Annotated in this window: 20 protein-coding genes; 8 read left to right on the top strand and 12 right to left on the bottom strand. The window is 67.2% G+C overall.

Going from position 1 to position 21,013, the window contains the following annotated elements; all coding sequences use genetic code 11:
- Window position 1: 1 nt before the first annotated feature.
- Window positions 2-787: a sulfurtransferase gene (locus tag FHY06_RS05560; RefSeq protein ID WP_184603758.1), complete on the bottom strand. Its 786-nt coding sequence runs from the start codon at window positions 785-787 to the stop codon at window positions 2-4.
- A 135-nt stretch (window positions 788-922) separates the two neighbouring features.
- Between FHY06_RS05560 and dnaE the strand changes: the two genes are divergently transcribed.
- The gene (dnaE, locus tag FHY06_RS05555; RefSeq protein WP_019652187.1) at window positions 923-4,441 is read left to right on the top strand and encodes a DNA polymerase III subunit alpha; all 3,519 of its coding nucleotides are present in this window, start codon (window positions 923-925) and stop codon (window positions 4,439-4,441) included.
- Between the two features lie 104 nt (window positions 4,442-4,545).
- The gene (locus FHY06_RS05550) at window positions 4,546-4,956 is read left to right on the top strand and encodes a YgiW/YdeI family stress tolerance OB fold protein (protein ID WP_145758647.1); all 411 of its coding nucleotides are present in this window, start codon (window positions 4,546-4,548) and stop codon (window positions 4,954-4,956) included.
- A 22-nt stretch (window positions 4,957-4,978) separates the two neighbouring features.
- Here FHY06_RS05550 and FHY06_RS05545 read toward each other — a convergent pair whose 3' ends face one another.
- The 11 genes from FHY06_RS05545 to ribD form a co-directional block, all read right to left on the bottom strand.
- Window positions 4,979-6,709: a peptidoglycan D,D-transpeptidase FtsI family protein gene (locus tag FHY06_RS05545; protein WP_184603757.1), complete on the bottom strand. Its 1,731-nt coding sequence runs from the start codon at window positions 6,707-6,709 to the stop codon at window positions 4,979-4,981.
- An 86-nt stretch (window positions 6,710-6,795) separates the two neighbouring features.
- Window positions 6,796-7,713 carry a cell envelope integrity protein TolA gene (locus tag FHY06_RS05540; protein WP_019652190.1) on the bottom strand — a complete coding sequence of 306 codons (918 nt, stop codon included), beginning with the start codon at window positions 7,711-7,713 and terminating at the stop codon, window positions 6,796-6,798.
- A gap of 3 nt (window positions 7,714-7,716) precedes the next feature.
- Window positions 7,717-8,154 carry an ExbD/TolR family protein gene (locus FHY06_RS05535; protein ID WP_126182081.1) on the bottom strand — a complete coding sequence of 146 codons (438 nt, stop codon included), beginning with the start codon at window positions 8,152-8,154 and terminating at the stop codon, window positions 7,717-7,719.
- A 15-nt stretch (window positions 8,155-8,169) separates the two neighbouring features.
- Complete coding sequence (tolQ, locus tag FHY06_RS05530; protein WP_019652192.1) at window positions 8,170-8,889, bottom strand: protein TolQ; 720 nt, start codon at window positions 8,887-8,889, stop codon at window positions 8,170-8,172.
- Window positions 8,886-9,344, bottom strand: coding sequence for a tol-pal system-associated acyl-CoA thioesterase (gene ybgC / locus FHY06_RS05525; protein ID WP_019652193.1), 459 nt, complete (start codon window positions 9,342-9,344; stop codon window positions 8,886-8,888). Before ybgC ends, tolQ begins: the two co-directional genes overlap by 4 nt.
- Window positions 9,341-10,537 carry a pyridoxal phosphate-dependent aminotransferase gene (locus FHY06_RS05520; protein ID WP_184603756.1) on the bottom strand — a complete coding sequence of 399 codons (1,197 nt, stop codon included), beginning with the start codon at window positions 10,535-10,537 and terminating at the stop codon, window positions 9,341-9,343. Before FHY06_RS05520 ends, ybgC begins: the two co-directional genes overlap by 4 nt.
- Window positions 10,538-10,589: 52 nt before the next feature.
- On the bottom strand, window positions 10,590-11,144 hold the full coding sequence (nusB, locus tag FHY06_RS05515; RefSeq protein WP_019652195.1) for a transcription antitermination factor NusB: 555 nt from the start codon (window positions 11,142-11,144) through the stop codon (window positions 10,590-10,592).
- Complete coding sequence (gene ribH, locus FHY06_RS05510) at window positions 11,141-11,608, bottom strand: 6,7-dimethyl-8-ribityllumazine synthase (RefSeq protein WP_019652196.1); 468 nt, start codon at window positions 11,606-11,608, stop codon at window positions 11,141-11,143. The genes nusB and ribH overlap by 4 nt, the downstream gene beginning before the upstream one ends.
- Window positions 11,609-11,613: 5 nt before the next feature.
- On the bottom strand, window positions 11,614-12,771 hold the full coding sequence (gene ribBA / locus FHY06_RS05505) for a bifunctional 3,4-dihydroxy-2-butanone-4-phosphate synthase/GTP cyclohydrolase II (protein ID WP_019652197.1): 1,158 nt from the start codon (window positions 12,769-12,771) through the stop codon (window positions 11,614-11,616).
- Window positions 12,768-13,424, bottom strand: a complete 657-nt coding sequence (locus tag FHY06_RS05500; RefSeq protein WP_019652198.1) for a riboflavin synthase — start codon at window positions 13,422-13,424, stop codon at window positions 12,768-12,770. Before FHY06_RS05500 ends, ribBA begins: the two co-directional genes overlap by 4 nt.
- Window positions 13,425-13,468: 44 nt before the next feature.
- Window positions 13,469-14,590 (bottom strand): bifunctional diaminohydroxyphosphoribosylaminopyrimidine deaminase/5-amino-6-(5-phosphoribosylamino)uracil reductase RibD, encoded by a 1,122-nt coding sequence (ribD, locus tag FHY06_RS05495; protein WP_184603755.1) that lies wholly within the window; start codon window positions 14,588-14,590, stop codon window positions 13,469-13,471.
- Between the two features lie 204 nt (window positions 14,591-14,794).
- Between ribD and FHY06_RS05490 the strand changes: the two genes are divergently transcribed.
- Genes FHY06_RS05490 through FHY06_RS05465 form a run of 6 tightly spaced genes read left to right on the top strand, consistent with a single transcriptional unit; the run spans window position 14,795 to window position 21,008 of the window.
- Window positions 14,795-15,295 (top strand): GspH/FimT family pseudopilin, encoded by a 501-nt coding sequence (locus tag FHY06_RS05490; protein WP_184603753.1) that lies wholly within the window; start codon window positions 14,795-14,797, stop codon window positions 15,293-15,295.
- Window positions 15,289-15,837, top strand: a complete 549-nt coding sequence (gene pilV / locus FHY06_RS05485; protein WP_126182077.1) for a type IV pilus modification protein PilV — start codon at window positions 15,289-15,291, stop codon at window positions 15,835-15,837. Before FHY06_RS05490 ends, pilV begins: the two co-directional genes overlap by 7 nt.
- Entirely contained in the window at window positions 15,834-16,640 is an 807-nt protein-coding gene (locus tag FHY06_RS05480) for a PilW family protein (RefSeq protein ID WP_132798139.1), read from the top strand. The genes pilV and FHY06_RS05480 overlap by 4 nt, the downstream gene beginning before the upstream one ends.
- 2 nt (window positions 16,641-16,642) lie before the next feature.
- Entirely contained in the window at window positions 16,643-17,344 is a 702-nt protein-coding gene (locus FHY06_RS05475; protein ID WP_132798137.1) for a pilus assembly PilX family protein, read from the top strand.
- 18 nt (window positions 17,345-17,362) lie between these two features.
- Window positions 17,363-20,536 (top strand): PilC/PilY family type IV pilus protein, encoded by a 3,174-nt coding sequence (locus tag FHY06_RS05470; RefSeq protein WP_184603751.1) that lies wholly within the window; start codon window positions 17,363-17,365, stop codon window positions 20,534-20,536.
- A 10-nt stretch (window positions 20,537-20,546) separates the two neighbouring features.
- Window positions 20,547-21,008, top strand: a complete 462-nt coding sequence (locus tag FHY06_RS05465) for a type IV pilin protein (protein WP_184603748.1) — start codon at window positions 20,547-20,549, stop codon at window positions 21,006-21,008.
- Window positions 21,009-21,013: the final 5 nt, after the last annotated feature.

Raw genomic sequence — 21,013 nt, 5'->3', positions numbered from 1 at the left:
GTTACTGCTTTATGGCGAGGTCGGGGTCTTCGGATGCCCGGGCGCTGGCGCGTGCCGAGCGCGCGCTCAGGTCGGGCGCCAGTGCTTCGCGGCCGTCGAAGACGAAGCAGTCGCCCTTGTAGTGCGCGCCGCCGACTTCCTCGAAGTACTTGAGGATGCCGCCTTCGAGCTGCAGCACGTTCTCGACGCCTTCCTCGTGCATCAGGATGGCCGCCTTCTCGCAGCGGATGCCGCCGGTGCAGAAGCTCACCACCGTCTTGCCCTTGAACTCGTCGCGGTGCGCGCGCAGGGCGGGCGGGAACTCGGTGAACTTGCCGATGCGCCAGTCGATGGCGCCCTCGAAGCTGCCGTAGTCGACCTCGAAGGCGTTGCGGGTGTCGAGCAGGGCGATCTCGCGGCCCTCGTCGTCATGGCCCTGGTCGAGCCAGCGCTTGAGCGTCGGCGCGTCCACGCCGGGCGCACGGCCGGCGGCGGGGCGGATGGCGGGGTGATCCATGCGGATGATCTCGCGCTTGAGCTTCACCAGCATGCGGCGGAACGGCTGCGCGGCAGACCAGCTTTCCTTGGCCTCGAGGTCCGCGAAGCGGGCGTCGGCACGCAGATGCGCCAGGAAGGCCCGCACGTTGTCGGCCGCTCCGGCCAGGAACATGTTGATACCTTCGGGCGCCACCAGGATGGTGCCCATGAGCCCCAGGGCCTGGGTGCGGGCGCGCAGGTCCTCGCGCAGCGCGGGGCCGTCGTCGATGGCCACGAACTTGTAGGCCGCGATATTCAAAATCTCTTGCACGGGGCGGGATTTTAGGTGCCGCCGGAATATCGCCCGGGTGCGGGGCCTCTGCCGGGCTCCCGCGGGGCGCCGCGGAGGGCGGTTTCAGGGATTGCCAACCCACATCGTGGAGGGCCTGCTTTCTACAATGCAGGCATGTTTGTTCACCTGCGCCTGCACACCGAGTTCTCCGTCGTCGACGGCACCACCCGAATCGACGATGTCGTCAAGGCCGCCGCTGCCGACAAGCAGCCCGCGCTGGCCATCACCGACCTGAACAACCTGTTCGGGGCCGTCAAGTTCTACAAGCAGGGGCGCGGCAAGGGCGTCAAGCCGATCGTCGGCGCCGAAGTCTTCGTCGACGGGCTGGGCAAGGAGCCCGGCGCTCTGACCCGCATCGTGCTGCTGGTCCAGAACATGGAGGGCTACCTCAACCTGTCCGAACTGCTGGCGCGGGCCTGGACGCAGAACGTGGGCCGCGGCCAGTCGCAGGCGGCCTGCAAGCTCGAATGGCTGCAGGAGCTTTCGGGCGGGCTGATCGCGCTGTCGGGCGCGCAGGCGGGCCCGCTGGGGCAGCCGCTGCTGCAGGGGCAGGGCGAGCGCGCGGCGGAGCTGGCGCTGCAGCTGGCAGGCATCTTCCCGCACCGCTTCTACATCGAGCTGCAGCGCGCGGGCCGTCCGGAGGACGAGCCTCACGTGGTTGCCGCCGTGCAGCTCGCGGCCCGGCTGCACCTGCCGGTGGTCGCCACGCACCCCGTGCAGTTCGCCGCGCGGGAGGACTACGAGGCGCACGAGGCGCGCGTGTGCATCTCCGAAGGCGAGATCCTCGGCAATCCGCGCCGCGTGCGCCGCTTCACCGAGGAGCAGTACTTCAAGTCGAGCGCGGAGATGAAGGCGCTGTTCGCCGACGTGCCCAGCGCCCTGGCCAACACGGTCGAGATCGCCAAGCGCTGCAACCTCACGCTGGTGCTGGGCAAGCCGCAGCTGCCCGACTTCCCGACGCCCTTCGTCGCAGAAGGCGTGCGCATGCCGATCGACGACTTCTTCCGCCAGGAGTCCTTCGCCGGCCTGGAGCTGCGCCTGAATCACCTGTATCCCGACGAGGCCAAGCGCGACGCCGAGCGCCCGCGCTACGTGGAGCGGCTGGAGTTCGAGATCAACACCATCCTGAAGATGGGGTTCCCGGGCTACTTCCTGATCGTGGGCGACTTCATCCAGTGGGCCAAGAACAACGGCTGTCCGGTGGGCCCGGGCCGGGGCTCGGGTGCGGGTTCGCTCGTGGCCTACGCGCTGAAGATCACCGACCTCGACCCGCTCGAATACAAGCTGCTGTTCGAACGCTTCCTGAACCCCGAGCGCGTCTCGATGCCCGACTTCGACATCGACTTCTGCCAGGGCAACCGCGACCGCGTCATCGACTACGTGAAGGACAAGTACGGCCGCAACGCCGTGAGCCAGATCGCCACCTTCGGCACCATGGCCGCGCGCGCGGCCATCCGCGACGTGGGCCGCGTGCTCGACATGAGCTACATGTTCTGCGACGGCATCAGCAAGCTGATCCCGAACAAGCCCGGCATGTCGGTCACGCTGCAGTATCCGCCCGAGAAGAAGATCGAGGGCGACAAGAACAACTACGCCATCGAGATGGAGCCGCAGCTCGCGGAGCGCATCGAGAAGGAAGAAGAAGTCAGGATGCTGGTCGAGCTCGCGCAGAAGCTCGAAGGCATGACCCGCAACATCGGCATGCACGCCGGCGGCGTGCTCATCGCCCCGGGCAAGCTCACCGACTTCTGCCCGCTCTACCAGCAGCCCGGCAGCGAGTCGGCCGTGAGCCAGTACGACAAGGACGACGTGGAGGCCATCGGCCTCGTGAAGTTCGACTTCCTGGGCCTGGCGACGCTCACGATCCTGGAGATCGCGCGCGAGTTCATCATGAAGCGCCACAAGGGCCAGGAGAACTTCGCGTTCGAGAACATCCCGCTGAACGACGCGGCCACCTACCGGCTCTTCTCCGACGGCAAGACCGAAGCCGTGTTCCAGTTTGAAAGTCGCGGCATGCAGGGCATGCTGAAGGACGCGCGCCCGACGCGCCTGGAAGACCTGATCGCGCTGAACGCGCTGTACCGCCCGGGCCCGATGGACCTGATCCCCAGCTTCGTGGCGCGAAAGCACGGCCGCGAGGACGTGGAGTACCCGCACCCGGCGGTGGCCGAGATGCTCTCCGAGACCTACGGGATCATGGTCTACCAGGAGCAGGTGATGCAGACGGCGCAGATCCTGGGCGGCTACTCGCTCGGCGGCGCCGACCTGCTGCGCCGCGCGATGGGCAAGAAGAAGCTCGAGGAGATGGCCGAGCACCGCGAGAAATTCCGCGCGGGCGCCCTCAAGACCCACGGCATCGAGCAGGACAAGGCCGACGAGATCTTCGACTTGATGGAGAAGTTCGCGGGATACGGCTTCAACAAGTCGCACGCTGCCGCCTACTCGCTGCTGGCGTACCACACGGGCTGGCTCAAGGTCCACTACACGGCCGAGTTCTTCTGCGCCAACATGACCGTCGAAATGGACGACACGGACAAGCTCAAGCTGCTGTTCGAGGACGCCCAGAAGAACTTCGGCATCACCTTCGAGCCGCCGGACGTGAACCGCGGCAACTACCGCTTCGAGCCGGTCACCAACAAGGTGATCCGCTACGGCCTCGGCGCTGTCAAGGGCACCGGCCAGCTCGCGGTCGAGGCCGTGGTGCGCGCACGGGAGGAGGGCGGGCCGTTCAAGAGCCTGTACGACTTCTGCGTTCGCGTGGACCGCCAGCGCATCAACAAGCGCACGGTGGAAGCGCTGATCAAGGCCGGCGCCTTCGACGCCATCCAGCAGAACCGCGCGGCGCTGGTCGCCTCGCTGGACCGCGCCTTCGAATTCGCCAACGCCACGGCGGCCAATGCCTCGCAGGCCGACATCTTCGGCGACTGCGAGCACGGTTCCGCCACCGCCGAGCCCGATCTCGTCGACGCCACGCCCTGGGGCGTGAAGGAACGCCTGACGCTCGAGAAGACGGCCATCGGTTTCTATCTCTCGGGCCACCTGTTCGACGAGGTCTCGCACGAGGTGCGGCGCTTCTGCAAGCGCGAGATCACCGACCTGCTCGACAGCCGCGACCAGCAGGTCATCGCCGGCATCGTGAGCGACTTCCGCGTGATCAATGGCCAGCGCGGCCGGCTGGCGATCTTCAAGCTCGACGACAAGTCCGATTCCATCGAGGCCACGGCCGACGAGGCGCTCATCAACGCCAACCGCAACACGCTGAAGGACGACGAGCTGGTCATCGTCAGCGGCCGGCTGCAGCCCGCGCGCGGCGGCTTCGAGGCGCGCTTCCAGGTGCAGCAGGTGTGGGACCTGGCCTCGGCGCGCTGCCGCTTCGGCAAGTTCCTGCGCGTGGCCGTGAACGGCAAGGCGCCCGACATCGCGCGCCTGCTGAAGGACTTCCCGCCGCGCACCGAGCAGACCGAGGTGGGCGACCTGATCCAGGGCCTGCCGGTGCGCCTGTCGATGGCGCGCGGCGGCGCGCAGGTCGAGCTGCAGCTGGGCGAGCGCGCCAAGTTCTTCCCGACCGACGCCGCGCTGGCCAGCTGGACCGCGCAGGCCGAAGCGGGCAAGGCGCTGATCGTCTACGACTGATTTCTTCCGGCACGGCGCCAAGTGCCCGGCGGGCGTGGGCTCTTTGGAGCCCTGACTACGATGCCTCCTGCATTTCAACCGCGAAGCACAAGGAGGATCCCGTCATGAAGAAACAGTCTCTCGTCATCGCGTCGGCTCTGGCGTTGACCCTGGCATTGCCGTTCGCCGCCTCGGCCCAGTACACCGGCCCGAGCACCCAGCCTGCCGCCGCCTCAGGCACGCCCTATGCCGGCCCGAGCACCGTGCCGGCTATGACGGTCAAGCAGTTGCTGGACACCGGCAAGGACGACCAGTACGTCACGCTGCGCGGCTTCATCGTGTCGCACGACGGCGGCGAGCACTACACCTTCGCCGACGAGACCGGCCGCATCAAGGCGGAGATCGATGCCAAGCATTTCCCGGCGGGCGTGAAGATCGACGACAAGGTGCGCGTGGAGGTCACGGGCGAGTTCGACAAGGACCTGATCGGCAGCAAGGTCGAGCTCGACGTGAAGCGGCTCAGCGTGCTGCGCTGAGCCCGGTCCCGGCCAGGCGGCCTCAGTGCGCCATCGGCGTCACGGCGAGGTCGGGCACCACGTTCATGATGCGCAGCGTCTGCTGCACCACCTGGCTGAACACCGGCGCCGCCACGAGGCCGCCGAAGTACTTGCCGGCGCTGGGCTCGTCGACCATCACCGCGACGATGATGCGCGGCTTGTCGATCGGCGACATGCCCGTGTACCAGGCCCGGTACTTGTTGCTCGCGTAGCCCTTGCCCACCTGCTTGTGCGCAGTGCCGGTCTTGCCGCCCACCGAGTAGCCCACCGTCTGCGCGAGCGGCGCCGTGCCGCCGGGCGCGGCCGCCATGTGCATCATCTGGCGCACCTCGCTGGCGACCAGCGGCGAGAACGCCCGCACGCCTGGAGGCTCCTCCCCCTGGTTCTTCAGCAGGCTGATGGGGATCACCTCGCCGTCGTGCGCGAAGGCCGTGTAGGCGTGCGCGATCTGGAAGAGCGAGGCCGACAGCCCGTAGCCGTAGGACATGGTGGCCTGCTCGATCGGGCGCCATGACTTCCACGGGCGCAGTCGGCCGGTCACCGCGCCGGGGAAGGCGGTCTGCGGCTTCTGGCCGATGCCCACGGCGGTGAGCGAGTTCCACATCTCCTGCGCCGACATGCGCTGCGAGATCTTGGTGGCGCCCACGTTGCTCGACTTCTGGATCACCCCCTCGACCGTGAGCACGCCGAAGTTCTCGTCGTCGTGGATGGTCGCGCCCGACACCGTGATGCGCCCCGGGTTGGTGTCGATGATGGTCTTGGGCGTGACGCGGCCCAGCTGCAAGGCGGTGGCGACGGTGATGGGCTTCATCGTCGAGCCGGGCTCGAACACGTCGGTCATCGCGCGGTTGCGCAACTGCTCGCCCGTGAGGCTGCGGCGGTCGTTGGGGTCGTAGCTCGGGTAGTTGGCCATCGCCAGCAGCTCGCCGGTCTGTGCGTCGACCACGACCACGCTGCCGGCGCGCGCCTTGTTGGCGACCACGGCGTCGCGGATCTTCTCGTACGCCACGAACTGCACCTGGTCGTCGATGCTCAGCTGGATGTCGTGCCCTGGCGTGGGCGGCACCTGGTCCTCGGTGTCCTCGATGATGTGGCCCAGCCGGTCCTTCAGCACGTGGCGCGAGCCGGCCTTGCCGGCCAGCTCGTGGTCGAAGGCCAGCTCGACGCCTTCCTGGCCGATGTCCTCCACGTTGGTGAAGCCCGCCAGGTGCGCCGCCGCCTCGCCCTCGGGGTACTGCCGGCGGTAGTCGCGGCGCAGGTAGATCCCCTTGATGTCGAGCGCCGCGACCTGCTTGGCGATGGGCTCGTCGACCTGGCGCTTGATCCAGACGAAGCTCTTGTCCTCATCCTCGAGCTTCTTGTCGAAGTCCTTCTGCGGCATGCCGAGCAGCTTGGCGGCCTGCTTGAGCTTCTCCTGCGTGGCCGGGTCGTTGCGCTCGATGTCTTCGGGAATGGCCCAGATGCTGGGAGCGGGAATGTCCGATGCCAGGATCAGGCCGTGCCTATCGAGGATGCGGCCCCGGTTGGCGGGCAGCTCCAGCGTGCGCTGGTAGCGGACCTCGCCCTGGTGCTGGAAGAAGTCGTTGGCGAAGATCTGGACGTAGGCCGCGCGTCCGGCGAGCAGCACGAAGCCGAATGCGACGCTGGCCACGATGAACTTGCTGCGCCACACGGGGGTGGGGCTGGCCAGCAGGGGACTGCTGCCATAGCGGATGCGGCCGTTGGGGGTCATGAGCCCTGATTATCGAGTTCCGGGTGACGTGCAAGTCACCCGGAAGGGCCCCGTTTTCTTAGCTGCGCGTTAGGGGCGCAGGGAAATCAGCGCTTGGGCCGCAGCGTGACGATCAGCGACGGGAAGATTCGGCCGTCGGTGTCGCGCGGGAGCTTGTCGGTCTTGCGCAGGCCGCGCTCGGCAGCGTCGTCCCAACCGGGCAGGCCGCTCGACTTGCTGAGCTTCACGCCGACGATGGTGCCGTCGGGCGCCAGGTTCACCTCGAACTCCGCTGCCGGGTTGCCGTTCACGGTGTCGGCATCGGGGAAGGTGATGTTCGGGCGCACCGCTGCGGCGATGCGGCCGGCATAGCCGCTCGACGGACCGGAGCTGCGCTGGGCAGTGCCGCGCGAGTCGTCGCTGCCGGTGGCGTTGGCCAGGCCCTGCATGCGCTTGAGAGCGGCGGCGCGGTCGGCGGCCGCCTGTTTCGCGGCAGCTTCGGCCTTCTTCTGCTCGGCCAGCTTGGCTTCAGCCTCCTGCTGCTTCTTCTGCTCGGCCAGCTTCTTCTGCTGTTCCTTCTTGCGCTCGGCCTCTTCCTCGGCGCGCTGCTTGGCTTCCAGCTCCTTCTTCTTCTGCTGTTGCTGGCGTTCGAGCTCGCGTTCCTGCTGTTCCTTCTGCTCCTTGAGCTTCTTCTCGCGTTCGAGGGCGATGTCCGGGGCCTTGGGTGCAGGAGCGGGCTCTGGCGCCTTCGCAGCCGGAGGAGGCGGCGGCGCAGGGGCGGGCGGCGGCGGCGCGGGAACCGGGGTGGGGGCCGGCGGCGCCTGCAGGCGAGGGGCCGCCTGCTGGACCGTGGACGACCACAACTCCGCGTCGACCGCGCCTTCGTCGGCGTCGCTGCGCCAGCGCACGCCCCAGGTCAGCGCCGCGATCAGCAGGCCGTGGGCGATGAGCGCCAGCACCAGGGCACGCAGCGTGCCGCGCTGCGGCGGCGGTGCGAACTCGGGGCGATCCAGTGCGAGCGACATGCCTTACTTGCCGCCCGTGGTCGTGACCGACAGGCCCACGCGCTCGATGCCGCTGCGCTTGAGCTGGTTCATCGCCTTCACGACGGTTTCGTACTTCACGGCCTTGTCGGCGCTGATGACCACCGGTCGCTGGTCGTCGCCGCCCTGGGCCTGCTTGGCGGCAGAACCGATCTGGGTCATGGGGATCGAGGTGCCGCCCGTGCCGGTGGACGGGTCCTTCTTGATCTGCACTTCGTCTTCGCTCTTGATGACGATCTCGATGGGCTTGTCGGGCTGCTTGTTGGCGCGGTCGACCGAGGGCAGGTTGATCACGCTCGGCGTGATGAGCGGTGCGGTGACCATGAAGATGATCAGCAGCACCAGCATCACGTCGATGAACGGGACCATGTTGATCTCGTTGATCGTCCGGCGGCCGCGGCCGCGGGATGAAACTGCGGGCATGGGCTGCGCCTCCGTTCAGCGGTTGGCCGGAGCCACCGAGGATGCACCGCCCGCGTTCGGGTTGGCCGAAAGGTTGCGCTGCAGGATGTTGGAGAACTCCTCGATGTAGGTCTCGAGGGCGATGGCGATCTTGTCGATCTCGCGGGCGAAGCGGTTGTAGCCCACGACCGCCGGGATGGCGGCGAAGAGACCGATGGCCGTGGCCACCAGCGCCTCGGCGATGCCGGGGGCCACGGTGGCCAGCGTCACCTGCGCCAGCGCGGCCAGGCCGGTGAAGGCGTGCATGATGCCCCAGACCGTGCCGAACAGGCCGACGTACGGTGAGACGGAGCCGACGGTCGCCAGGAACGAGAGGTTCTGCTCGGCTGCGTCCAGTTCGCGCTGGAAGCTCGCGCGCATCGCGCGGCGGGCGCCGTCGAGCAGGGTGCCTGCGTCGGTGACGTGGCGTTCGCGCAGCTTCTGGTACTCGCGCATGCCCGAGGCGAAGATGCGCTCCATGGGGCCGGCGAACTTGGCGTTCTGCGCGGCGGAGGCGAACAGCTCGTTGAGGCTGGTGCCCGACCAGAACTCGCGTTCGAAGTCCTCGTTGAGGGCGCGCATGCGCCGCAGCGCGAAGTACTTGCGGATGATCGCGGCCCAGCTTGCGATCGATACGATCACAAGCAGCGCCACCACCAGTTGCACCACGAAGCTCGCATGGAGCAGGAGATTGATGATGGAAAGGTCTTGGTTCATGGCTTGAAAGTTTGAGTCATGGAGCCGCTGTAGCGCTCGAGGGTTCCCGTCACCTGTTTCGGGATGCGTGCTGGCCGCAGCGTGGCTGCGTCCACCCATCCGATGCGGATCGTGCCTTCGCACAGCAGGACGGGTTCGGAGGCCCCCGTTCGCTCCTGCTCTGTTTTCGATAGCACGCGTTGTCCGATTATCAACGAGGCAGTTCCCAACTGTCGAAGTTCGGCAGTCACGAGGAGTTCGTCGTCCAGCCGCGAGGGCCGATGGTATTTGAGCTGGGTCTCGCTCACCACGAACTGGCCGCCGGTCTCCTCGCGCAGCTTGCGCTGCTCCACGCCCAGCGAGCGCAGCCATTCGGTGCGGCCGCGCTCCATGAACTTCAGGTAGTTGGCATAGAAAACGATGCCGCCGGCGTCGGTGTCTTCCCAGTAGACGCGGATCGGAAACGCGTAGCTCATCGCGCCCGGTTCTCTGCCATCTCGCGCAGGCGCTCGATGGATTCCTGCAGGTGAGCCATCGAGCTGGCGGTGGAGAAGCGGACGAACTTCGCGGTCTCGGCGGTGCCGAAGTCGCGACCGGGCGTGACGGCGACGTGCGCGCGCTTCATGGTCTCGAAGGCGAAGTCCCAGCTGCCCGAGATGCCGAGCTTCTCGGCGAAGGACGTGCAGTCGGCCCAGGCGTAGAAGGCGCCGTCGGGAACCACGGGCGCGTTCAGGCCCAGCGCATTGAGCTGCGGAATGAACCAGTCGCGACGCGCCTTGAATTCGGCGCGGCGGCGTTCGTACTCGGCGATGCTCTCGTCCTCGAAGCAGGCCAGCGCCGCGTACTGCGACACGGTGCTCGCGCAGATGAAGAGGTTCTGCGCCAGCCGCTCGACCACGGGCACCAGCACTTCGGGCACCACCAGCCAGCCCAGGCGCCAGCCGGTCATGTTGAAGTACTTGCTGAAGCTGTTGATGCTGATGACGTTCTCGTCGATGGCCAGCGCGGTCTGCCCGAAGGCGTCGTCGTAGGAGAGGCCCAGGTAGATCTCGTCGATCAGCGTGATGCCACCGCGCTTCGACACCACCTCGTGGATGCGGCGCAGCTCATCTGGCGCAATGGAGGTGCCCGTCGGGTTCGAGGGCGATGCCAGCAGCACGCCGCGCGTCCTGTCGGTCCAGGCGGCCTCGACCTTGGCGGCCGTGAGCTGGAAGCGCTCCTCGGCCGTGGTCGGCAGCAGCACCGCCTTGCCCTCGGCAGCGCTCACGAAGTGGCGGTTGCACGGGTAGCTCGGGTCGGGCATCAGGATCTCGTCGCCCGACTCGATCAGCGCCAGGCAGGCCAGCTGCAGCGCGGCGGAGGCACCTGCGGTGACGACGATGCGGCGCGCCGGCACGTCCACGTTGAAGCGCTGGCGGTACCAGGCGCTGATGCGTTCGCGAAGATGGTCGAGGCCGGTGGCCTGCGTGTACTGCGTTGCGCCGGCGCGCACCGCGCGGGCTGCGGCTTCCTGGACCAGCGGCGGCGCGGTGAAGTCGGGCTCGCCGATGTTCAGGAAGATCATCGGCCGGTCGGTGTGTGCGACCTCGCGGGCGAGCACGCCCGCGGCCTTGGCCACTTCCATCACGTAGAAGGGCTCGATGCGCTGCGCGCGCGTGGAAATTCTCATCGCACCCCCTGGCTGCGGCGCTGTGCGCCTGCGGTCGGCCGAGCGGCGCCGCTCATGCCCTTGCTTTTCCGGAAGCCCGGTCGGCTTCGACCTCGAGCGGGCGAAGCTGCGGCGCCAGGCCGTTGAGCACGGCATTCACGTACTTGTGGCCGTCGGTGCCGCCGAATTCCTTGGCGAGTTCTATGCACTCGTTGAGCACCACGCGCCAGGGCACGTCGGGGCAGTTCTGGAATTCGTAGACGCCGATCCACATCACGGCATGTTCGATCGGCGAGATCTCTTCGAACTTGCGGTCGAGCAGCGGACGGATCAGCGCGTCGAGCTGCTCGGCGCCCTCGATGGAGCCGTGCAGCAGCGCGTCGTAGTGCAGCGCGTCGGCCTTGTGGAAGCCGGCGAGGTCGCGCGTGAAGTGGTCGATGTCGGTCGGGTCGTTGCGGCCCACCAGGTGCTGGTAGAGCGCCTGCAGCGCGAACTCGCGCGCACGGGTGCGGTTCGACTTGGCCGAAGCCTTGCGCGCACCGGTGCTGGTGAGGCCCACGCGCGACTGCTTGGGCTTTTCGCCGGTGGCCTTTAGGGCCTTGAGGGACTTGGAGCTGTCTTCGGTCATGAAAGGGTGGCCAGCAGTTGCGCCATCTCGACAGCCACGCGGGCAGCGTCGCGGCCCTTGTCGGTCTGGCGGGCGACGGCCTGCTCGAGGTTTTCGGTGGTGAGGATCGCGTTGGCGATGGGCAGGCGGTAGTCGAGCGCCACGCGGCTCACGCTCGCGCCCGATTCATTGGCCACGAGTTCGAAGTGGTAGGTCTCGCCGCGGATGATGCAGCCCAGCGCCACCAGCGCGTGGTAGCCGCCGCGCTCGGCGAGCGCCTGCAGCGCCACGGGCACTTCGAGTGCGCCCGGCACCTGCACGTGGTGGATGTCGCTGGCGGCCACGCCCAGCGCCTCGAGCTCCGAGAGGCAGGCCGAGGCCAGCGCGTCGGTGATGTCGGCGTTGAAGCGCGCCTGCACGATGCCGATGCGCAGGCCCTTTCCGTTGAGCAGCTTGGCGTCCGCTCCCTTGTTTGCACCTTGCATGGTCTTCAGTCTTTCGTGAGGTAGCCGGCGATCTCGAGGCCGTAGCCCGCTGCCATGCTGGGCATGCGCCGCGGCGTGCCCAGCAGGTTCATCTTGTGCACGCCGCATTCGCGCAGGATCTGTGCGCCGATGCCGTAGCTGCGCAGGTCCATGCGGCCGCGCTCGGGCGCCTGCGCGGGACGGGCGGTGCCGTCGAACTGCGCGAGCAGCTCGCTGGCGGTCTCGCCGCAGTTCAGCAGCACGGCCACGCCCTTGCCCTCGTTCGCGATGTGCGAGAGGCTGGCATCGAGGCTCCAGGAGTGCAGCGAGCGGTTGATCTCGAGCGCGTCGAGCACCGACAGCGGCTCGTGCACGCGCACCGACACCGTCTCTTCGGGCGCCCACTTGCCGCGCACCAGCGCGAGGTGCACGCCGTTGCTGGGCTTGTCGAGGAAGGCGTGGGCGGTGAAGCTGCCCCAGGCGGTCTGGATCTCGCGGCAGCCGACCTTCTCGACCAGCGATTCGACGCGGCTGCGGTGCTCGATGAGCGCGGCGATGGTGCCGATCTTCAGGCCGTGCTCGGCCGCGAAGACCTGCAGGTCGGGCAGGCGGGCCATGGTGCCGTCTTCGTTCATCACCTCGCAGATCACCGAGGCGGGCGAGCAGCCGGCCATGGCGGCGAGGTCGCAGCCGGCCTCGGTATGGCCCGCGCGCATCAGCACGCCGCCGTCCACCGCCTGCAGCGGGAAGATGTGGCCGGGCTGCACCAGGTCGGCGGCCACGGCATTCGGCGCCACGGCGGCCTGCACCGTGCGCGCACGGTCGGCGGCAGAGATGCCGGTGGTCACGCCCTCGGCCGCCTCGATGGAGACGGTGAAGGCGGTGGAGTGCTTGGCGCCGTTGCGCTGGACCATCGGCGGCAGCTGCAGACGCTCGCACATCTCGCGCGAGAGCGTCAGGCAGATCAGGCCGCGCGCATGGCGGGCCATGAAGTTGATCGCCTCGGGCGTGATGTGGTCGGCAGCGATGACGATGTCGCCTTCGTTCTCGCGGTCTTCCTCGTCGACCAGGATCACCATGCGGCCGGCGGCGAGCTCGGCCACGATCTCTTCGACCGAGGAGATCGGGGCTGGTGCGCGCGCGGCGCGGGAAGCGGCGCCGATCGGCGTGACGGAGGCGTTCATTTGGAGATGTCCTTGGATGGAGTCGGTGCGAGCACGCCCGCCTGGAGCATGCGCTCCACGTAGCGCGCCACGGTGTCGATTTCGAGGTTGACCTTCGAGCCGGCCTTCAGGCCGCCGAGAGAGGTGTTCTCGACGGTGTGCGGGATCAGGTTGATGCTGATCTCCGCGCCGTCGGCGATGTCCCTGACGCTGTTGACCGTGAGGCTCACGCCGTTGATGGTGATCGAGCCCTTGTAGGCGAGGAAGCGGGCGAGGGCGGCGGGAGCCACCACGCGGAGCTCCCAGCTTTCTCCGACCGGCTCGAAGCGGCTGACGCTGCCGATTCCGTCGACGTGGCCCGAGACGATGTGGCCGCCGAGGCGGTCGCTTGCGCGCAGGGCCTTCTCGAGGTTGATGCGGCTGCCTTCGTCGGTCAGGCCGGCGGTCTTGTCGAGCGATTCGGCCGAGATGTCGATGGTGAACTGCTGGCGCTCGGGAGCGAGCGTGGTGACCGTCATGCAGGCGCCGTTGAGCGCGATGCTGTCGCCGAGACCGACGTCGTCGAGATAGCCCGCGGGCACCTCGATGCTGAGTCTCTTGCCATGGGAGGAGGTGGTGCCGAGGTCGTGGATGGCGGCGATGCGCCCCACGCCGGTGATGATTCCGGTGAACATCCCGCCATTTTCGCAGAGAACGAAGGGGCCACGCGGCGGGCGGGCTAGAAGGCGTCCCTTCCGGCGACCCGGGCGACGATGCGAAGGTCGGGACCGACCTGCTCTAAGCCGCGGAATTCGAGGGGCAGGGCGCCCGTCAATTCCGTCAACGGCCCACCAGCGTGGATTTCGGAAGCGATATCCAGCCCGTCGCCGATCAGCTTCGGCGCCAGGTAAATCAGCAATTCGTCGACAAGACCTTCGCGCAGCAGCGAGCCATTGAGCTTGTGCCCGGCCTCCACGTGCAATTCGTTGACTTCCCGGCGGGCAAGGTCTTTCAGCATCGCCGCCAGGTCGACCTTGCCCTGCGCATTCGGCAGGCAGGTGACCGTGGCGCCGCGCGCCTCCAAGGCGGCGGACTTCTGCGCGTCCTGCGTCGCGGCGTAGATCCAGACCGCACGGCCGGGCATGAAGAGCTTCGCATCCGGGGGGGTCTGCAGTTGGCTGTCGATCACCACCACGTGCGGCTGCCGGGTGGTCTGCACCAGCCGTACGTCCAGGCGCGGGTCGTCTTCCAGCACCGTGCCCACGCCAGTCAGGACCGCGCTGGCACGAGCCCGCCAGGCATGGCCGTCGGTGCGCGCCTGCTCGGAAGTGATCCACTGGCTCACGCCGTTGCGCAGGCCGGTCTTGCCGTCGAGCGAGGCCGCCGCCTTGAGCCGCACCCAAGGCGTCTTGCGGACCATGCGGCTGAAGAAGCCGAGGTTGAGCTCCCGCGCCTCATCCGCGCCAGTCCCCACCTCGACCTGAACGCCTGCTGCGCGCAGCCGCCCGAAACCCTGGCCCGAGACCAGCGGATTGGGATCGGCCATCGCCGCCACGACCCGGCCGATGCCTGCCGCGACCAGGGCGTCGCAACACGGACCGGTGCGGCCGTGATGGGAGCAGGGCTCCAGCGTGACCCAGGCAGTTGCCCCTGCCACCGAATTGCCCCGCGCTGCCGCATCGCGCAGCGCCATGACTTCGGCATGCGGACCGCCGACTTGTTGGGTGTGGCCCTCGCCGATCACCGTGCCGTCTGGCGCCACCAGCACGCAGCCGACGCGGGGGTTCGGATCGGTCTCCGGGCCGGCCTGGCGCGCCAGATTCAGCGCCTGGATCATGAAATTCGGATTTTCTTTTGTCATTCTTTTGTTAAATCAAATTCGTTGCAAATGTCAATTCGAAATTGATCGAAAACAATTTGCCGCCAATCCATCTGTTTTGACCGCCCGTCGCGCAATTGACGTTATTGGCCGGTCACTGGGAAACCGGAAAAATAGAATTCGCACCAATTGAAATCAGGGAGGAGCGCCCGCCGGCACGCAGATGCACGCAGCGGGTGGCACGACATGGACAACAACGGATTCTGCGCGTCCGAACGGGGCTTCACGCTCATCGAGATGATGGTCGTGATCGTACTGATGGCCGTGATGCTGGGATTGGCTCTGCCGAGTTTCAACGGCCTCATCGAAACGCATCGGGTCGAGGGCATGGCCAGGGCGCTGATGGCGAGCGTCAGCGATGCGCGCGCCGAGGCGGCCCGCCGAGGGGTGAAGGTGACCATGCAGCAGCGATCGGAGTGCCAGGGCCGGGACTGGAGCTGCGGCTGGGAGACGCTGGTCGGAAGCGGCGAGGCCATCGAAATCCTCAAGCGCCAGGATCCCGACGGACGTGTCGCCATCGAGAAGAGCACCGCGGGCGCCATGTCGTTCGACCCGATAGGCCACTCGACGGGTGGGGGCCGCTTTCGCCTTCGTCCGGCCGACAGCTCCGGTTCGTCCAAGATCGTCGTGGTGTGCCTTGCCCTTGGGGGCCGCGTTCGGCTGGTGAGGGGGAGCGACTCATGCTGATGCGCCGTCCCCGCGTCAGCCGGGCGCAGCGGGTGCAGCCGGGCTTCTCGATGATCGAAGCGCTGGTCGCGCTGCTCGTGCTCTCGCTGGGCCTGCTGGCGCTGGCCGGCTTCCAGGTTCGCGTGCTGGTCGACAGTGTCGGTGCAAGTAACCAGAACCTCGCAATCCAGCTGGCCGGCGACCTGGCCGATCGCATCCGTGCCAATCCCGCAGCAGCGGCGACGACGCCCAGCCGGTACGTGACAGACTGGTCGGCTGCGTCAGCCAACGGGCCCAGACCTTCTTGCGAGGGGCTCAAGGCCGCCTGCAACGCCGCCGAACTTGCGGCGCACGATCTATGGAACTGGAAGCGCGCGATAGCTGCCGCCTTGCCCGGCGGGGCGGCCGACGTGAGGGCCAGCGCCACGGCGGGCGGCGTGCTGCTCATGCACCTTGCCTGGGACGAGCCGGCGGTGCTCGACCCCATCGCGCCCGATCCGGACTGGCAGTGCCCCACAGGCAAGGCCTGCCTCGAAGTCTCCGTCGCGGTGCCGCAGCCATGAAGAGCCGAGCGCCATCCGGCTTCACGCTGGTCGAGTTCCTCGTCGCACTGGTCGTCGGAATGCTGATCGTGCTGGCCGCCATCGCGGCCATGCTCGGCACGCGCAGTAACGCCATGACGGGCGACGACGTCAACACGCTCAACCAATCGTCGGCGCTGGCTTTCAGGATGCTCGGCCAGCAGATACGGCAGGCGGGCTACATCCCCATCGATCCCACCGAGCCGCTCTACTACTTCAACACCAGCGCCGACCGGGGCACCAACCTGACCGACGAGCAGGCCTTCTTCGCGGTCAAGGGCGTGGAGTCCGCGGACGGCTCCAACGACAAGCTGAAGCTGGGCTACGCGCCGAACCCCGACTACTTCAAGGACTGCCTGGGTCAGGAGCCGGGGCGTTCTTCGGGCGGCGAATACGACCGGACCGAGCCCGAAGCGCAGGGCAACGCGCGGCTCATCACCAGCGAGTTCTCCGTGTCGAACGGCACGCTCAGGTGCCAGGGCAGCGGCAATGCGACTCCGCAGCCGGTCATCGACGGTGTGGAGCGTTTCGACGTCATGTATGGGGTCAGCGCCACGTCCGGAAGCCGGCAGGTGGTGCGCTACGTGACGGCCGACGGCGTCGACGATGGCTTCCGCAACGTCCGAACGGTTCGCATCTGCCTTCAACTCGCGGGCGCCTCCAGGAGCAATCCTGCGGGCAGCCATGTCGACTGCGACGGGGTTTCGAAGACGAGCAGCGACGGCAGGCTGCGGCGCGTTTACACGGCAGTGTTCTCGCTGCGCAACGACCTGGGAGCGCTGTGAGCATGACGAAGGCGACGGGGCCCGCGCGCGGGCAGGCCGGCGAACTGCCGGCGCAGCATGGCTTCACGCTCTTCATCGTGATGATCATGCTGCTGCTCTCGGCGCTACTGCTGATAGGCGGGGCGCGCACCGCGGTGCTTCTCGAATCGATGGCAGGCAACCAGCGCGACTACCAGCGCGCCTTCGAGGCCGCCGAGGCAGCGCTGCTGGATGCGGAGCGCGACATCCGGCAACTCGCCTTCGATTCCGCGAGCAAGACCTATGTGGCGTGTACGGCACTCGCCACGGCGCGCTGCCGCAAGTCGGAGGACGGACGCGTCTTTCCCGACCGGGATACGGGCTGGGTCACCGCCTACATGAACGACGGCCCCAACAGCTGCGAGCGGGGCATCTGCTATTTCTCGGAGGCGGGCTCTGTTGTTGCCGCCCACGGCAGCGAGGCCTACCGCTTCTGGCACCGCGATGCATACAAGTCCAAGTACGCCAGGTACGGCCAGTTCACCGGAGCGCTCAAAGCCGGCAGTCCGGCGCTGGATGGCGCCAGGTACTGGATCGAGGTGATCGACCGAAGGAACAGCAAATACCCGCTGTTTCGCATCACGGCCACTGCCACCGGGGCGCGCAGCGTCATCGGCAAAGGGGAGGGGACGAAGGTCGAACTGCAGGTGTCGTTCGATCCGGACCCGGTCTCCCGGATCAACTGAGCATTGGGAGAGAAAGAGATGAGGATCAGGAAGTTGCCAGCACGCGCAGTCATGTCGGGCCTCGTACTTGCACAGACCATCGTCCACGCTGCGCAGTATCCGCTGGCGCAGGTGCCGCGAAATGCCGCGGTCGCAGAGCCCGCGCCGAACGTGATCGTTTCGGTCGACAACTCCGGAAGCATGGACGGCAGCGGCATGGCGACCCTGCGCGCTGCGCTCAAGGAGAACTTTTCCGAGGCCAACATGCCCGATCACCGCATCCGTCTGGCCTGGCAGTCGCTGAACGACGACCACAGCGATCGCAACTGCGCTGCATTCCGAAACGCCGAGCGTCCTTGCCTGATCGGCGGACGCGTCAACGCGAACCTGATGCGTTCGCTGGACCGGACGCACCGAGCCAATTTCATGGCCTGGGTCGACGCCGTTCAGGCGACGGGCGGCACGCCTCTTCATGAGATGATGGCCCGCGCCGGCGAGTACATGCAGACCACCGGTCAGCACAGCCCCTTCTCGGATGAGCCGGGCGTGGCTGGAGCCGCGCAGTCGAGTTGCCGCAGGTCGTTCCATATCTTCATGACGGATGGCGACTATTGGCATCCCACGGGTTTGGAGAGCTTCATGCCCGCGGTTGCCAATGAAGATGGCTCTCGCCGCGTCCTGCCCGACTCAACGCGCTACGAGCCGCGTGCACCCTATGCCGACAACTTCGGCAGGACGAAGCGTCCGACGCTCGCCGACTTGAGCTTTCACTACTGGGCCACCGACTTGCAGCCGGGGGTGCCCAACAACCTGAGGAAGATCATTGCCGAGCCCGGCGACGCGACAGTCGGAAGCGCCAAGCTTCCCGAGTACTGGAATCCCAAGAACGACCCGGCCACCTGGCAGCACCTGACGACTCACTTCATCGGGTTCGGTGCCGCGGGCACGTGGTGGTCGTCGCCGAAAATCTCTGCAACTGCATCGCAGCCCAGCTACAGCGGAGACTATGCCCGCCTGGTCGACGGCTCGATCCGATGGCTGAACCCGTTCGAGGGTAACGAACGCATGGACCTCTGGCATGCCGCCCTCAACAGCCGCGGCACGTTCACGCCGGTCTCCAATGCCCAAGCCTTGAGCGGTGCCTTCAAATCGATCCTCGGACAGGTTCTTGTCAACACCAGCACACCGCTGACGTCGATCTCGGCAAACGCTTCCCGGGTCTCGACCAACACTTCCGTCTATCGGGCCGGCTACGACACGGCCGACTGGTCCGGCAGCCTCAGCGCCACGAAGTTCGGCGCCGACGGCAAGCTCTCTGCCAAAGCCGACTGGTCGGCGCGTGATCTGCTCGATACCCGCATGGCAGGCGCTGGCGCACACGACCGGGATCGCAATGTGCTCAGCTTCTCAGGCACCACGCCTGCGTCGGGTGGGCGTGCGGCGACGACCGGCGTGGGCGTGCCGTTCAGGTGGGCCGCCTTGAGCGACGTGCAGAGAGCCGCGCTCAAGGCCAGCGCCGACACCGGTCCCGAAAGCACCGCCCTGGGCCGGGCCGTGCTCGACTTCCTGCGCGGGGACCGCAGCAACGAGGGCGCCGGTCGCCAGTTCCGCAAACGCGGCCACGTGCTCGGCGATATCGTGGGCTCCAGCGTCTGGTATTCGGGACAACCGAAAAGCGGCTTCACAGGTAACGCCTATGCCGCGTTCGCAGCAGTCCCTCGCGCGCCGATGGTCTATGTCGGCGCCAACGACGGCATGCTGCACGCCTTCAACGCAAGCACTGGCAAGGAGACGTTCGCCTACGTGCCCGAGGGCCTCTACGGCACGGCGGCGGCGCCGAATCTCAAGCGGCTCAGCGAAGGCGGCTACACCCACCGGTACTACGTCGACGGGAGTGCCTTCGTCGCCGACATCTACATGGGGGCGGCATCCTCGGCCAGGACGACCGACGCGCAGAAGGCGGCCCACTGGAAGTCGCTGCTCGTGGGCACCCTGGGCGCGGGTGGCAAGGGGTACTTCGTACTCGACGTCACGCGGCCGGAAAGCATCGACGAAGGCAATGCCGCCGCCGTGGCGCTGATCGACACGACCGCGCTTGCGGACGATGACCTGGGCCATCAGTTCCAGCAGCCTGCGATCGACGCCTTCTCGGGGCGGGCGCTGCAGGTCGCACAGTTGAGCAACGACCGAAAGGCCCTGATCCTGGGCAACGGCTACAACAGCAGGAGCGAGAAGGCGGTGCTGTGGATCCAGTATCTCGATGGGGACAAGGAGATCCTCAAGATTCCCGCGCCGACCACGCAGGCGAAAGACACGGGCAACGGCCTGTCCGCGCCACGTCCGGTGGACCATGACGGCGACGGCAAGGTCGACCTTGTCTACGCCGGCGACCTGCTCGGCAATCTCTGGAAGTTCGATCTCAGCAGCACCGACAGTCGCCGGTGGAAGGCCACCATGGGGCCCTTCGACAGGCGCCGCGCGGCCGGATCGGAATCCGCCTCCGGCCTCGACGACAAGCCGTTGTTTGCAGCAGGAGCCAGCCAGCCGATCACGGCGGCGCCTGTTGTGGTCGGGCATCCCCACGGCGGCTACATGGTGGTGTTCGGCACCGGACGACTTTTCGCCTCGGGTGATGAAGGCTCGACTGCGGACCAGTACCTGTATGGCATCCGGGACCTGGCCAACGGAAGCTCGGGCACTGCGGCCTTCACCGATCTCGTGGCGCAGACCATCGGCGACGCTTCCGTCACTGAGGGCGACGCCGAACTGCGCACCGTCTCCCGCAATGGCGTGAGCTTCGGCGGTTCGCGGGCCCGACGTGGCTGGCATCTGAAGCTGCCGGTGGCCGGCGAGCGCATCGTCTATCCAGGTGACGTCCTGGGCAGCGGCGTGGGTCTGTTCTCGACAACCATCCCTGGTTCGAGCAGCAATTCGGTCGACTGCGCCGCCGGCACGGGCGACGACGGGTGGTCGCTGCTGATCGACTTCTTCAGCGGCTCCGCACCGGCAGGCATTTCGTACACCACATCCGGTGCGGTGGGCGCCTACGCGGGCTTCAGGAACCGGTCCGGCAGGGACGACCTGGTCCTGCAGCCGCAGAACCGGCAGAAGGGCCAGGACGTGATCTGCAATGCCGCTGGCGACTGCAAGTCACCCATCCGGCCGGACATCGTGCGCCGATTCGGCTGGCGCAGTCTGATTTCGAGCGACTGAAACGGAAACCATGGACAGGAATCCCAGAGCACAAGCCCGCCCGTGGGCTCGTTCGTGCGGCTTCACGCTGATCGAACTCATGATCGTGACGGTGGTTATCGGAATCCTCGCTGCCATTGCCTACCCGAGCTACACCCGCTATGTGCTGCGGGCCAAGCGCGCGGACGCAAAGCAGCAACTGCTGCAGGCGGCGCAATGGAACGAGCGCTACCTGACAGCCAACGGCAAATATCCGCTCGGCAGCGTCGGATTGCCCTCCGGGCTGAAGCAGTCACCTTCGTCCGGGTCGGCCAGCTACAACATAGGCTATGTATCTCGCAGCGAAACCAGCTATACCCTGCAGGCCGTACCTCAAGGCGCGTCAACCGCAGACGAGTGCGGAACGCTGACGGTGAACCATCGAGGCGTCAAACTGGCCGCAGGGCGGACAAGCAGCGCGGATTCATTGGTTCAGCTCTGCTGGACCCGCTGAATTCG

Origin of the sequence: Variovorax atrisoli, assembly GCF_014195185.1 — a bacterium.
Classification (GTDB): Bacteria; Pseudomonadota; Gammaproteobacteria; order Burkholderiales; family Burkholderiaceae_C; genus Variovorax; species Variovorax atrisoli.
Note: the sequence above shows the minus strand (reverse complement) of the source record. Positions and strands in the feature narration are given on the sequence as shown.